Raw genomic sequence first — 13,996 nt, 5'->3', positions numbered from 1 at the left:
AATGGGAACTATGATAATTGACGGACAGCTGGTTGAATATACAGATGAAAAAAATATACTGGCAGTAATCAGAAAAGCAGGTATTGAGCTTCCGACCTTCTGCTACCACTCAGAACTTAGTGTTTACGGTGCGTGCAGAATGTGTATGGTTGAGGATAAGTGGGGCAGTACAATAACCTCATGTTCAACGCCTCCAAAGGATGGTATGGAGGTATGGACAAATACAGATAAGCTCAAAAAGCACAGAAAAATGATATTGGAGCTTCTTCTTGCCAATCATGACAGGGATTGTACAACCTGTGAAAAGAGCGGAAGATGTAAGCTGCAGGAAATAGCTTTAAAAGTTGGAGTAAAGAAAGTAAGGTTTGGACAGGAAAAGAAAGAAATGCCTATAGATGACCTTGGGCCATCAATAATCAGAAATCCAAACAAGTGTATTCTTTGCGGAGACTGTGTAAGAGCATGTCAGGAAATTCAAGGCGTTGGGGTACTGGACTTTGCTTATAGAGGATCAAATCTTCAGGTAACAACTGCCTTCAATAAATCATTGCAGGAAGTGGATTGCGTTAACTGCGGTCAGTGCAGGGTTGTTTGTCCTACCGGGGCATTAATGATAAAGAAAGATATTGACAGGGCATATGAGGCACTTCAGAACAAAAACAAGCGTGTAATAGCTCAGATAGCACCTGCCGTACGTGTTGCAATCGGAGAAGATTTTGGACTTCAACCCGGTGAGATATCAATGGGTAAGATTGTGGCAGCACTCAGAAAACTTGGTTTTGATCAGGTATTTGATACAGCTGTTGGTGCGGACCTGACTGTTATAGAGGAAGCGGAAGAGCTCATGGACAGAATTCAGAGAAAGGAAAAGCTACCTTTGTTCAGCTCATGTTGTCCTGCTTGGTTCAAATACGCGGAGCAAAAGCATCCTGAGCTCATGGAAAATGTGTCCTCCTGCCTGTCTCCACAGCAGATGTTTGGAGCAGTTATAAAGGAACAGTTTAAAAAGGAACAGTCTTCCAACGAAAAAGAAAACATTGTTATCGCCATAATGCCATGTACCGCTAAGAAATATGAAGCTTCAAGACCTGAAAATACTATAAACGGTGAAAGACAGGTAGATATGGTCATAACAACACAGGAACTGGCAATTATGATACAGGAAAACGGTATAGTGTTTAATGAGCTTGAAGACGAAGCAATTGATATGCCTTTCGGATTTACCAGCGGTGCAGGTGTAATATTCGGTGTAAGCGGAGGTGTGTCCGAAGCAGTACTTCGTTATTACTACAAGGAAAGAAACGCTTCAACACTCAAAGGCATCTCATATTCAGGAGTGAGGGGTATGGAAGGTGTCAAGGAAGCAACAGCTGAAATTGACGGCAGAACAGTAAGAATCGGAGTAGTTCATGGACTTAAAAATGCTGAAAAACTAATCAGAAAAATAAAACGCGGGGAAGAAAAATTCGACTTTATTGAAGTAATGGCTTGCCCGGGAGGGTGTATAGGCGGTGCAGGACAGCCGATTCCACAGAATGAAAATGTAAGAAAATTAAGAGCAAAGGGTATATACAAGGTAGATAAGTCCTTGCCGATAAAACGTTCTGATGACAATCCAACTATAGATGCTTTGTATAACGGCATTCTAAACAGCAACAGACATATTCTTCACAGAGACGGAAAACATTAAAATATTAAACTTACAGATGTGGTTCAAAGGTTAAAAGTCTTTGGCCCCATCTGTTTTAACAATCTCATATATTAAAGAAGCAAAAAAACAATTATAAGCCAATAAGGCAAAGGGAGGATACCATGATGAATAACGAAAACAATATGTTGTGTAATGTAGCAGGCAATGATATTAGCATTTGCATGCAGTTAATGATGGTTGATGAAGCAAAAACAGATATGGAGTATTGCTGTAACAGCTGTAATAAATCCTATTGTGAATTAAGCCCGCTGTTTTTAGGTATGGTACCTGCATTTTCAGGACGTAAATAGACCATAAGCTTAAATTAAAGACCTTCATATATATAATTAGATTTTTAGTAACTAAATGGATTTGACATAAAAAAATATATAATTTACAATTATATTGTTATTTGTTTAACAAACATAGGCGGTGGAATATATGCTTGATATATATGTTTGTGTTGGTAGTTCCTGCCATCTTAAGGGGTCTTATCAGATAATCAACTGCTTTCAAAGAATGATTAAGGAAAATAATCTTGAAAGCAAAGTTGAATTAAAGGCATCCTTTTGCATGGGGCATTGCACAACAGGTGTTTGCGTTAAAATAGGCGATACTTTTTATGGAGATGTAGGCGTAATAAATGCTGAAAGTTTCTTTACAGAGAAAGTAATTAACACAATTGAAGGCAAGAAGGGATAATGTAAATTATTACAATTTACATAGGGCGACAGGCAGAATATACTAATGACTGCATAAGAGCCGTCAGGGCTATGGAGGCGACTTTATGAGCATAATTCAATTTAAAGAAGCGAACTGTAAAAACTGTTATAAATGTATACGAAGCTGCCCTGTAAACGCTATTGCATTTAAGAACGATCAGGCTGAAATCATACATGACGAGTGCATGCTCTGCGGAAATTGCCTCACAGTATGTCCTCAGAATGCAAAAAGCGTTAACAGCGATGTTGAAAAAGTTAAAAAATTTATACAGAAGCGTGAAAAAGTTTATGTAAGTCTTGCACCTTCATTTATTTCTGCATTTGACCATGATGAAAAGTGGGTTTATTATGCCCTGAAAAAGCTCGGTTTTACACACATAGAAGGAACAGCTAATGGTGCTTATCAGGTATCAAGGCAGTATGAAAGTCTTTTGAAGCAGAAGAAAATGAAAAATATCATAACCAGCTGCTGCTCATCAATAATATTACTTATAGAAAAATATTATCCTCAGCTGTTGGATCAGCTTGCTCCGGTAGTTTCTCCCATGATAGCCCATGCTAAAATGCTCAGGGAAACATATGGACAAAGAATCAGAGTAGTATTTATAGGACCTTGTATTTCAAAGAAAGAAGAATTTAATGATCTTCAAAACGGTAGTCAAATTGATGCGGTAGTAACTTTTGATGATTTGGACAAGTGGTTTGAAGAAGAAGGCCTGTACGAGTCAAATGAAATCGTTGACGGTATAAAAAGCTTTGATACGTCAGCGAGAATATATCCCGTACCCGGCGGAATTTTAAAGACTATTGACAGAAAATATAAAAAGAACTACAGGTCTATCAGTGTAGACGGTGTTGAACGATGCATGGATGTTCTTCAATCCATAGTAGAAGGTGACATTGAAAATTACCTGATTGAAATGAGCAGTTGTAAGGGTGGCTGTTTGGGAGGCCCCTGTATGAAACATGTACCCGGAGGATTTCTCACTGCTAGAGAGAGACTTTTAAACTATGCAAAAAGAACAGGGGTTCAAACGGACACAGGTTTGACAAACTCTGTAATGGCTTTGACCAAGGTCGACTTATCAAAGAAATTCGTTGACAGGTCAAAGAAGCTGGAAGTACCGTCAGAGGCAGTAATACAAGGTATATTAAATAGTATTGGAAAATTCAGCAAAGACAAAGAGCTCAACTGCGGGGCTTGCGGTTATCACTCCTGCAGGGAAAAGGCTACAGCCGTATTTCACGGAAAAGCACAGGTTCATATGTGTCTGCCCTATATGAGGGAAAGGGCTGAGTCTATTTCAAATATAATTATAAATTATACACCATATGCTATTTTTGCACTGGACGAGAGTCTTAAAATACAGGAACTTAACAAGTCAGCCCAGCAGATGTTCAACCTGGGAGCCAAAAACATGAATGGCAGAAGTATTTCTGAAATACTTCCCTGCGACGATTTTGAACAGGTATTGGAAGGTGCTGAAAATGTATATGATGAAAAATATGTTTATGAAAGTTACGGTATGGTGGTCAAACAATCCATCATAAACGTAAAACAGCATAATACTGTTATAGTTATAGTAAATGATATTACAAAAGAGGAGGCCCAGAGGCAGAAAATTCTGGAAAGTCGTTCTCAGAATATAGATATTGCTCAGAAAATTATGGAAAAACAAATGACAGTGGCTCAGGAGATTGCCAGTCTTCTTGGTGAAACTACTGCCGAAACAAAGGTGGCTTTAACCAAGCTTAAAAAATCCATTATGTCAGAGATGGGTGAATTATAGTGAGCCTGTATATTGATGTAAGTTACGAAAGTATAAATAAATATAGGGAAGAATTATGCGGAGACAAGGTTGAAATAATCAGAAGCCCTGATTCAGTGGTAGTGGTTTTGGCTGATGGTCTGGGAAGTGGTGTGAAGGCAAATATACTTGCAACGCTTACTTCAAAGATCATAGGTACGATTATGTCAAATGGTCTGGATATAGAAGAGGCTGTTAATACGGTTGCAAAAACCCTCCCTGTTTGCAAGGAGCGAGGGGTTGCATATTCAACTTTCTCCATAATACAGATATTCAACAACGGTGAAGGATACTTGGCCGAATTTGATAATCCTTCTGTAGTAAGGCTGAGAAAAGGTAAGATAATGAGCCTGGAGACAGAAAGCAGGGTCGTTAATGATAAACTTATAAAAGAAGCCAGGTTCAAAGTCAGTCCTGATGACTTGTTTGTAATGATAAGCGACGGAGTTATCCATGCCGGAATAGGCCAGACCCTAAATTTGGGCTGGCAGTGGGATAATGTCAGTGAGTATATACAAAAGACCTATAAAAAGGATGCATCCTCAAAGACACTCGCAAAACTCTTGTTGTCAGCCTGTGACAACCTTTATTCCCATGAACCCGGCGATGACACTACAGTTGTTACCCTAAAAGCAAAAAAACCTGTGAAGCTGAATCTGATGATCGGACCGCCTGTGGATTCTGCGCGGGATGAGGAGATTGTATCCCGATTTATAGGAAACGAAGGTAAAAAAGTTATTTGTGGCGGTACTACGTCACAAATTGTTGCCAGAGTTTTGGGGAAGGAAATTAAGACATCTATAGAATACTTTAATCCTGCGGTTCCTCCTACGGCAGAGATAGAAGGTATTAACCTGACTACAGAAGGCGTACTGACCCTTAGAAAAACACTTGATTTGCTTAAAGCCTGCGTTTCGCCTGACAGCGGTATGGGAGATATGCTGAAGCTTAATAAAAAGGATGGTGCTTCAAGGCTGGCAAAAATGCTCCTTGAGGAGAGTACCAGTATATATTTCTTTGTTGGAAGGGCAATGAATCCGGCACATCAGAATCCTGAATTTCCACTTAACATGGGAATGAAATTCAAGCTAGTGGAAGAACTGGCCGCATTGCTTACACATACGGGAAAACATATCAGTATAGAGTATTGCTAGGGAGGGGGAGCTTTCTTGGGTCTAAGGACAATACATTTAAAACTTCATAAACCCGGTAAGCTTAAACGTGAAATTATACAAAAAGCATTTGAAAACTATAATAATGCATTTAATTATTTATTAAAAACTGCTTTTGATAATATAGATGATATTGAAAGTAATTATAAATCCCCTAAGGGGACTTACAGTACACTGTCTCTTTCAAAATGGATAGACAGTAAAAAATCAAATGAATTGAACGAGTTTGACGTTCAGCCTTTCAAGGACTCTTTGAAGCTTGACTTTGGGATGACGATGGCAAGTTATTTTGTTCAGAAGCAAACAAAGCCCGATATGGTGTTTCCGAATTTCAAACAGGATAATGCTCAGGTGCAGGAAAAGCTAAGACCTATTTATTTTTGCAGGTATGACACAAAAAGAAGTTTTTGCTTGCTTTATGACCCTGACAGTAACAAGTATTTTGCTAAACTGTTCCTGATGAATATAAAGAATGCCAAGGGACGTAAAATATCAGCTAATAAAAGAGAACTTATATATATATCAAAAAATCCCGAGCCTGCCAAATGCTTAAAAAGGGAAACCTTCATTATAGTTCCCCTTTCATTCGGAAAATGGCAGGAAAATATGCTTAAACAGGCTATTGACAGGCCTGAAATTCTTAGAACGGCACGCCTGTTGTATAAAAATAACGAGTACTTTCTGAGCATGAGTATAAACCTTCCCGAGGAGCAGGAAGTAAAAACTACAACGTTTATGGGTGTCAGCAGGGGTATCAGGAACGATATTAATTACACAATTGTAGATGAAAAAGGAAACTCAATTAAAAAGGGAAGCCTTGAAAACTGCCGAAATACAAATGATAGAAAACAAATTATATGTAAGATGGCAAACACTATAGCAGATATAGCTTTTAAAAACAAATCAATGGTAATTCTTCAGAATCTGGTGGGTAAGGGTGACAAACTTAGTTGGAGGGAAGAAGGAACAGTACATAAACCTGCATATGGTTGTAAAATGTACAATGAGCTTGTAAGAGTACTGGAATACAAGCTTCCGCAAAAGGGATTGCCCGTTCCTGCAAAAGTGAGTTCCGTTGATATTTTCCACACCTGTTGTGTATGCGGAAGCAACACCAGAAAAAACAGGTTTTCAGAAACCATGTTTATCTGCACAACCTGTGGGGCCAGCTATAGTATGGATGAACTTGGCAGCAGAAATCTTGCTGTAAAACTAATAAAGTATGAAAAGACTACCTTCAAGTTAAAGGCTAGAAAGACGCCGGAAGGTATGTATCTTAATAATGAACTTATTGGTTTAGATATGTTTGTTCACAAAAATGAAAATCCTTATGACCGGCTGAAGGAAGAGGTAAAGAGGTTACTGGATAAAAAAGAGGATAACTACATTAACTCAAAGCTTAATTTTAAAGATATAAAAAGTATTCTTGATAAATTAGTTAAAAGTAATTTTTCAAATATAGAAATTATTTAATCTTGTGCTTTTGCTGCCGCACATTGCTTACAGAGTAAGCTTATATGTTAAAACATATAAAAAAGTGCAGCTATCTAGTTTAAGAGGCCGTTTGCAGAAATGTACATTTTTGCAAACGGCCTCTTTTAAATGTAACTTTATGGATAAATTATTGACTAAATACTCATACTTTGATAAACTACATTTAAAGTAAAGGGGAGTAGCTTATAAGCGATAAAGTCAACAACCGGCTTTAAAAAAGAGCCTGGCTTTATTCTCCATATGGAAAGCAAGACCTTGAATGTAGTGCTTTTATACATTCAGGGTCTTTTTGTTTATATATATCTCCGGCAAATTGTATGAAGTATATATAGACTGGCAATATTAAATAAAAACTAACTAGGGGGTAAAAAATGTCTACTAAAAAAGCACTGAAATGGGTTGGATTCTGGATGGCATTAGCCATAATATTTAATATCGGAATTCTGCTGATTGAGGGCCCTGCCAAAGCATCACAATTCCTTGGCGGGTATGTTATTGAATTAAGTCTCAGCGTTGATAACCTGTTCCTGTTCCTTATCTTATTCTCAAGCTTTGGAATTCAGCCGGCTTATCAGAGAAGAGTTTTGAACTATGGAATATTTGGAGCTATAGTTTTAAGACTGATATTTATAGTTTTGGGAATAACTCTTGTTAACAAGATTCACTTTATTCTGTATATCTTCGGAGTAATATTGATAATAAGCGGCTGCAAGATGATGTTTGGTCACGAAAAACCTGTGGACCACAAGGATAATAAAGTATTAAAGATAATGGGTAAATTTTTACCTATGACAGACAAGATGCACGAAGAGAAATTCTTTATCGTAGAAAATGGTAAAAAATATGCAACTCCTCTGCTGGCAATACTCGTACTTATTGAATCCTCGGATATCCTGTTTGCAATAGATTCAATACCTGCTATTTTTTCAATATCAACTGACCCGTTTATAGTTTATACATCAAATATATTTGCCATATTGGGACTCAGGAGCTTATATTTTGTTCTCGGAGCATTGCAGGAAAGATTCAAGTATGTGAAATACGGTGTAGCACTTATACTTGTATTTACAGGTGTAAAACTTGGCATTTTGTTCTTTGACCTTGAAATACCTATACTTTACTCACTGCTTACAATATTTACAATATTAGTAGCCAGCGTAATTTTCTCTGTATTTAAGTCAAAAAACGAGGAAAAGAAGAAAAAAGAAATAGAGCTTAAAAGAGTAGACCTTTAAAAAAGCTTAAAATGGCCTAAGAAGCTTATGTAGCTCCTTAGGCCATTTTCATTAGCAGTCATGCTTATTTCCGCAACAGACGCTGATAATAAAGATAATAATAAGAGCGAAAATTACTCTTTCATCGATACAGCCGTTAAATCCACCTAAGAAACCTTTCTTGTCAGACATAGGTACACAACTCCCTCCAAAGATTAATGTTAAATTTTTAGCTTGGTAACTAAATGGCTAATAACATAGTATTCATTGCTGATAAATTGTGTTACACATCTTTTAATTTTTGATTAGCATTATACGTTAAAGAAAATATAATAAGATATAAAACTCTTTAAGGTAAACGGAGGCATGTATGAGTTTAACCCAAAGAAAGAGAAGTAAGGCCAAATCAGAAAAAGTACAAATTATAGTTCCTGAGAAAAGTCCATGTATAAAAAAGCAACATATAAATTATCGAGAATATGAGGGACAGACGGTAACCGTATTTGTCAATTCAGGAGGAGCTGCCGGGAACGGATTTACAGGTGTTTTGCTACTTCAAACGGACGCATACTTAAAACTTTTAATACTGCCGTCTGCACCGCCGGAATGTTCCTTGGGAAATTCTTGTAGCGGGAAGAGAGTTAATTTTCTGTTTTGCACTATTTGTCCTTACAACCAAACAATCGGGACAATCGCAGAGATTCCTCTTGAAGCTGTCACAGCCTTTGTACATAATAGTATATGAAGCAAAGTATATAAGTTATTATGTATCAGAAATTGAATATTGTGATACAATTACTATTAATTATTAAAATACGTTAAAAAGGTATATGTATGAATTTATGTGAAAAATTTGAGTTCCCCGAAAATGCGGGATATGTTATAAAAAAGCTTAACGAAGCCGGCTACGAAGCTTATTTTGTGGGAGGCTGCGTAAGAGATAGTATCCTTTGCAAGGCACCCTATGATTGGGACATAACAACAAATGCATTACCTGCTGATATAAAGAAATTATTTGACAAAACCTATGATACAGGGATAAAGCATGGTACAGTTACTGTACTTGCAGGAGAAATGAGTTTGGAAGTTACAACATATAGGATAGATGGAGATTACAAAGATTTTCGCCGGCCGGAAAAGGTTGAGTTTACATCCAGTCTTAGAGAGGATTTGGCAAGAAGGGATTTTACTATTAATGCCATGGCATATCATCCTGAGCACGGTCTAGTTGATTTTTTCGGCGGTTTACAGGATTTAAAAAAGCAAGTTATAAAAGCGGTTGGTGACCCCGAGCAGAGGTTCCGGGAAGATGCTTTGCGTATGATGCGGGCAATAAGATTCAGTGCACAGCTGGGGTTTTCCATTGAAGAAGCTACATTTGAAGCTATAAAAAACAATTCGGCACTTATAGCCAATATTAGCAGTGAGAGGATAAGGGATGAGCTGAATAAAACGTTGGTATCAGAGAATCCTTTACATTTCAACTATCTGCACCAGACAGGTCTATTGCCATATATTCTTCCTGAGTTTGAGAGGTGCTATAAAACTGAACAGATAAATCCTTATCATGTTTACAATGTAGCAGACCACACAATGTATGCGGTAAAAAGTATTGATAATGATCATATTCTCAGGTGGACAATGCTTCTGCATGATGTGGGTAAACCACCAAGAAAAACAACTGATGCCAAAGGAATAGATCATTTTTACGGGCATCAGGCAGTAAGCAGTCAAATTGCGGAAAAAGTACTTAATCGGTTGAGATTTGACAAGGAATCAATAAAAAAGATTGTTTTGCTTGTAAAACACCACGATATGGATATAGAGGATACTCCAAAATCTATAAGAAAGGCAGTAAATAAAATTGGTGATGAATTGTTTCCATTATTGCTGAAGGTCCAGAAGGCCGATAAAATGGCTCAGAATCCGGATTTTCTTCCGGAGCGGATTATAAAATGGATAAAAATAGATAAGATTTATTCAGACATAAAAAGTGAACAGCAGTGCTTGAACAAAAAAGATATGGCTGTCAACGGAGATGATCTGATACTTTTGCTTGGAATGAAACCCGGCATAGAAATACGAGAAATGCTGGATTATTTATGCGATTGTGTATTGGAATGTCCGGAGCTTAATGAAAAACAAAAATTATTGGAACTTGCGAAGAAGCGTATGAAGTAGGGGAGAGGTTATGACTGGAATTGGTACAATTGTAAATGCAGGCGCTGTAATAGTTGGGGGATTGGCAGGGACAGTACTTAGAAATGGTATACCGGAAAAGTATAAAAAGATTGTAATGCAGGCGATAGGTCTTTCGGTAGTATTTATAGGAATATCGGGTACAATTAAGGAAATGGTGACCATAGTCAATGGCAATAAGTTGGACAGGCAGTATATAATGCTTATGATTTTCAGCTTGGTAATAGGCGGTCTTACGGGTGAGTTCTTGAAAATAGAAAAAAGGCTTGAAAATTTGGGAGTATGGTTTCAAAAAAGGATTCCTGACAAAGGAGGCTCTTTTTCAGACGGTTTTGTGACTGCAAGCCTTGTTTTCTGTGTAGGTGCCATGGCTATAGTTGGGGCTCTGGAAGACGGTCTTTCCGGTAACCCTTCAACATTGTTTGCAAAATCTATTCTTGATGGGGTAACATCATTGGTATTTGCTTCAACGCTTGGAATTGGCGTTGCTTTTTCGGCTATACCTATATTTGTTTATCAGGGTGGAATAACCCTGCTTTCTGGAGTAATAAAACCATGGCTTTCAGATGCTGTAATTTCTCAGATGTCGCTTATAGGAGGAGTATTAATATTTGCAATAGGTATTAATCTTCTGGAGATTAAGAAGATAAATGTAGGAAATTTACTTCCGGCTGTTTTCATACCTGTTTTTTACTATATAATAAAAATGATTTTTATGTAGAAAAATTTACTTTTATTAAATAAACGGGTTGACAAATCAGTTGCTGCTCGGTATAATATCTCTTGCAGTCAGTGATGCGGGTTTAACTCAGCGGTAGAGTGTCACCTTGCCAAGGTGAAAGTCGCGAGTTCAAATCTCGTAACCCGCTCCACTATTTGCGGGTGTAGTTCAATGGTAGAACATCAGCCTTCCAAGCTGATTGCGTGGGTTCGATTCCCATCACCCGCTCCATAAAAAAGAACTGTTTTCTTAGAAAACAGTTCTTTTTTTATGCTTTGTCAACATGAAATAAGCTTGTACGTGCTATTTCAGCAAGAAATTCATAAAAATCCGAATGTTGAGAATACATAGCCTATAAAATAGTATATAGGATTTTTTAACCTTTATGGTAAAAGGAGGAAATATGTATTCGCAGCATAAAAAGTTGTGGAAGAAGGTATTGAGAGTATTATTAATAAGTTCAATAATGGTTGCTTTATCACCTCTTTCTGTTTTTGCAGGGGAGGTGGATCTCAAAACTCCGCCGCTATCCTCTATTCAGAACAATATACTCTACATAGGAATACTGGTATGTATGTTGGGTATGTTATTCGGAGTATTCCAATTCCTGAAGATAAAAAAAATTGCTGCACATAAAAGCATGTTGGACGTTGCAGATACCATTTATCAAACCTGCAGAACCTATCTGGTTCAGCAAGGGAAGTTTCTGGCTTTACTGCTCATTTTTATTGGAGTATGCATTGCTTTCTACTTTGGCTTCCTACAGGATAAGGGAGCGGGAGGGGTGGCTCTGATACTGTGCTTCACTGTAATAGGTATTTTGGGTTCGTACAGCGTTGCGTGGTATGGTATAAGGATGAACACCATGGCGAACAGCAGAATGGCTTTTTCCTCCTTGGAGAGAAAACCCTTGAAGCTGCTCTTTATACCTCTTGATTCGGGAATGAGTATAGGTGTAATCCTTATTTGCATTGAGCTTGTTATGATGCTTATAATTCTGAGGTTTGTTCCCGGTGAACTGGCAGGTGCAAGTTTTATAGGATTTGCAATAGGTGAATCCCTTGGAGCCAGCGTATTGCGTATAGCAGGAGGCATTTTTACCAAGATAGCTGATATTGGATCTGATCTTATGAAAATTGTTTTTAAAATCAAGGAGGACGATCCAAGAAATCCGGGTGTTATAGCGGATTGCACAGGTGATAATGCGGGAGACAGTGTAGGCCCTACAGCGGACGGCTTTGAGACCTACGGAGTCACAGGAGTGGCGCTGATAACATTTATTATGCTGGCTGTAACATGCAATCTTCAAAGTCATATGCTCATATGGATATTTACAATGCGCATTCTCATGATAATAACTTCAATAGCATCATTTTATATAAACAAATTACTCAGTAAAATCAGATTCGGGAACAGTGAAAATATTGATTTTGAAAAGCCTCTGACAAGCCTCGTCTGGATTACTTCTTTTTTGTCAATAATAGCAACCTTCCTGACAAGCTTTATTATGATAGGCCCGGGAACCTTAACAAACGATACTTCAGACGGATTATGGCTTGTCTTATCTTTAATAATAAGCTGCGGAACTCTGGGAGCTGCGCTTATACCTGAGTTTACAAAGATATTTACAAGTCCCAAATCAGTTCATGTAAAGGAAACGGTTACAGCCTCCAGAGAAGGAGGACCATCCCTTAATATCCTTTCCGGACTTGTAGCCGGTAATTTTAGTGCCTTCTGGAAGGGCATGGTTTTCATTGTTCTGATGTTTGCAGCTTATATTGCAAGCAGGATTGGGCTGGCAGATATAATGAGTTACCCCTCAATATTCGCTTTCGGTTTGGTGGCATTCGGATTTTTAGGTATGGGGCCTGTTACCATTGCAGTTGACAGCTATGGGCCTGTTACGGATAATGCCCAATCTATATATGAGTTATCATTAATAGAATCTATACCTGAAATTGATCTCGAGATAGAAAAAGACTTTGGTTTTACGCCTGACTTTGAAAAAGCAAAGTATTATCTGGAGGCAAATGACGGAGCGGGCAATACCTTCAAGGCAACAGCAAAACCGGTATTGATAGGTACCGCAGTAGTTGGGGCCACAACAATGATTTTTTCACTGATACTGGTGATTAAGGACACTCTTGGAGTCAAACCTGAGGAAATATTAAACCTGCTTAATCCTTTCACTATTCTTGGCTTTCTCTGCGGTGGAGCTGTAATCTACTGGTTTACGGGAGCTTCTACTCAGGCTGTCTCAACAGGCGCTTACAGGGCAGTAGAATATATAAAGAAAAACATACAGCTGGATGAGGATGCCAGTTCAAAAGCAGCTGTGGAGAAATCTAAAGAGGTTGTAAAAATTTGCACACAATATGCGCAAAAAGGAATGCTCAATATTTTTGTGGCAATCTTCTCATTTTCGTTGGCGTTTGCATTTTTGTCTTCTCCAAAATCAGGAAATGATTCGGTAGCACTTTTTGTGTCATATCTGATGTCTATAGCAGTTTTCGGTCTGTATCAGGCAATATTTATGGCAAATGCCGGAGGGTGCTGGGATAATGCTAAAAAGGTGGTTGAAGTGGATTTGCAGCAGAAGGGTACACCTCTTCATGATGCCACGGTAGTAGGAGATACGGTAGGAGACCCCTTTAAGGATACTTCTTCTGTGTCTCTTAACCCGATAATCAAATTTACTACTCTTTTTGGCCTGCTGGCAATGGAAATAGCTATTTCAGATACCTTCAAGGATGCTGCACCTTATGTGGGGTTAGTATTTTTGGTATGTGCATTATTCTTTGTATGGAGATCCTTCTATAGAATGAGGATAGACAAGAAAAACTAGAGGGAACATAAATACAGTTGGTGCTTTGGCTGAAACATACGGCCAAAGCACAGTTTTGCTCCAGCCCATTTCCTTTTTATCTCCATTATAATATAATAATAAGGTATGTATCAAAAAGAAGAAAACAAGTG

General features: G+C 38.0%; 11 protein-coding genes and 2 tRNA genes. All 13 read left to right on the top strand.

Annotation, left to right across the window (positions count from 1 at the left end; translation table 11 throughout):
* The first annotated feature begins 1 nt into the window (after position 1).
* The 13 genes from CLO1100_RS13280 to CLO1100_RS13220 all read left to right on the top strand — a co-directional run bounded on the left by CLO1100_RS13280 (position 2) and on the right by CLO1100_RS13220 (position 13,865).
* Positions 2 to 1,690: a [FeFe] hydrogenase, group A gene (locus tag CLO1100_RS13280; protein ID WP_014314268.1), complete on the top strand. Its 1,689-nt coding sequence runs from the start codon at positions 2 to 4 to the stop codon at positions 1,688 to 1,690.
* A gap of 122 nt (positions 1,691 to 1,812) precedes the next feature.
* Positions 1,813 to 2,001, top strand: a complete 189-nt coding sequence (locus tag CLO1100_RS13275; RefSeq protein ID WP_014314267.1) for a hypothetical protein — start codon at positions 1,813 to 1,815, stop codon at positions 1,999 to 2,001.
* Positions 2,002 to 2,131: 130 nt separating this feature from the next.
* On the top strand, positions 2,132 to 2,392 hold the full coding sequence (locus CLO1100_RS13270) for a (2Fe-2S) ferredoxin domain-containing protein (protein ID WP_014314266.1): 261 nt from the start codon (positions 2,132 to 2,134) through the stop codon (positions 2,390 to 2,392).
* Between the two features lie 85 nt (positions 2,393 to 2,477).
* Positions 2,478 to 4,202, top strand: coding sequence for a [Fe-Fe] hydrogenase large subunit C-terminal domain-containing protein (locus CLO1100_RS13265; protein ID WP_014314265.1), 1,725 nt, complete (start codon positions 2,478 to 2,480; stop codon positions 4,200 to 4,202).
* On the top strand, positions 4,202 to 5,374 hold the full coding sequence (locus CLO1100_RS13260; RefSeq protein ID WP_014314264.1) for a SpoIIE family protein phosphatase: 1,173 nt from the start codon (positions 4,202 to 4,204) through the stop codon (positions 5,372 to 5,374). Before CLO1100_RS13265 ends, CLO1100_RS13260 begins: the two co-directional genes overlap by 1 nt.
* 15 nt (positions 5,375 to 5,389) lie before the next feature.
* A complete protein-coding gene (locus CLO1100_RS13255; protein WP_014314263.1) occupies positions 5,390 to 6,865 on the top strand; it encodes a zinc ribbon domain-containing protein in 1,476 nt (491 codons plus the stop codon).
* Between the two features lie 392 nt (positions 6,866 to 7,257).
* The gene (locus CLO1100_RS13250; RefSeq protein WP_014314262.1) at positions 7,258 to 8,121 is read left to right on the top strand and encodes a TerC/Alx family metal homeostasis membrane protein; all 864 of its coding nucleotides are present in this window, start codon (positions 7,258 to 7,260) and stop codon (positions 8,119 to 8,121) included.
* Between the two features lie 349 nt (positions 8,122 to 8,470).
* On the top strand, positions 8,471 to 8,845 hold the full coding sequence (locus tag CLO1100_RS13245; protein WP_014314260.1) for a hypothetical protein: 375 nt from the start codon (positions 8,471 to 8,473) through the stop codon (positions 8,843 to 8,845).
* Between the two features lie 89 nt (positions 8,846 to 8,934).
* Positions 8,935 to 10,281 (top strand): CCA tRNA nucleotidyltransferase, encoded by a 1,347-nt coding sequence (locus CLO1100_RS13240; RefSeq protein WP_014314259.1) that lies wholly within the window; start codon positions 8,935 to 8,937, stop codon positions 10,279 to 10,281.
* A gap of 10 nt (positions 10,282 to 10,291) precedes the next feature.
* Complete coding sequence (locus tag CLO1100_RS13235) at positions 10,292 to 11,020, top strand: DUF554 domain-containing protein (RefSeq protein WP_014314258.1); 729 nt, start codon at positions 10,292 to 10,294, stop codon at positions 11,018 to 11,020.
* A 76-nt stretch (positions 11,021 to 11,096) separates the two neighbouring features.
* Positions 11,097 to 11,171: transfer RNA gene (locus CLO1100_RS13230), tRNA-Gly, on the top strand.
* A gap of 6 nt (positions 11,172 to 11,177) precedes the next feature.
* Positions 11,178 to 11,251, top strand: a tRNA-Gly gene (locus tag CLO1100_RS13225).
* A 172-nt stretch (positions 11,252 to 11,423) separates the two neighbouring features.
* On the top strand, positions 11,424 to 13,865 hold the full coding sequence (locus tag CLO1100_RS13220) for a sodium-translocating pyrophosphatase (protein ID WP_014314257.1): 2,442 nt from the start codon (positions 11,424 to 11,426) through the stop codon (positions 13,863 to 13,865).
* Positions 13,866 to 13,996 lie beyond the last annotated feature (131 nt).

This window comes from Clostridium sp. BNL1100, assembly GCF_000244875.1.
Classification (GTDB): Bacteria; Bacillota; Clostridia; order Acetivibrionales; family DSM-1351; genus Ruminiclostridium.
Note: the sequence above shows the minus strand (reverse complement) of the source record. Positions and strands in the feature narration are given on the sequence as shown.